Source organism: Vibrio sp. 2033, from assembly GCF_033339735.1.
In genome coordinates this window covers 1-559 of the sequence record NZ_JAWOVC010000663.1, presented here as the reverse complement: position 1 = coordinate 559, position 559 = coordinate 1, and the positions used below count along the sequence as shown (strand labels likewise).

Here is a 559-nt window from a genome sequence, read left to right as displayed (position 1 = left end):
CTTTCCAGTCCGGCAATAGTTGAATCAACTTACCCGTTCTGAACTCATCACCAAGCAAATACGTAGCGAGATACGCAATCCCCCATCCAGCAATCGCGGCGTCACGGACAGCTTCTGCTAAATCGACAGAGTAGTTTCCGGAGACTTTTACGTTTAGTTCTTGTTGTCCCTTGGTAAATGCCCATCCTGTGTAATCACGCTCCCAACTGCGATAGATCAAGCAGTTGTGCAAAGACAAGTCGTTCGGCTCAGTCGGAGTATCATACTTAAGCAAATAATCCGGCGATGCTGCCACCACAAACTGGCAGTCCGTCAAACGCTGCGCAATGTAGCCCTCTGGTAGGTGCTCATTGTTTGTTACCCACAGATCGAGCCCTTCCGCCAGCATATCGACCTTGTAGTCAAACAAATGCACTTCCACTTGAAGCTGTGGATACAACTCACGCAGCTCTTGAATCGCAGGAATGATGTGCAGCGTTCCAAATGATTGAGATAACCCGAGGCGATCCAGCCCAGCCACTTCATCCCTTTGGCTTTCCATTTCTAACGTCGCACTACT

The 559-nt window shown here is 49.2% G+C and carries 1 protein-coding gene; it reads right to left on the bottom strand.

The window, feature by feature from the left end; translation table 11 throughout:
- Positions 1-559: substrate binding domain-containing protein (locus R7P74_RS28365; RefSeq protein ID WP_318124022.1), on the bottom strand; the 559-nt coding region annotated here is incomplete at both ends.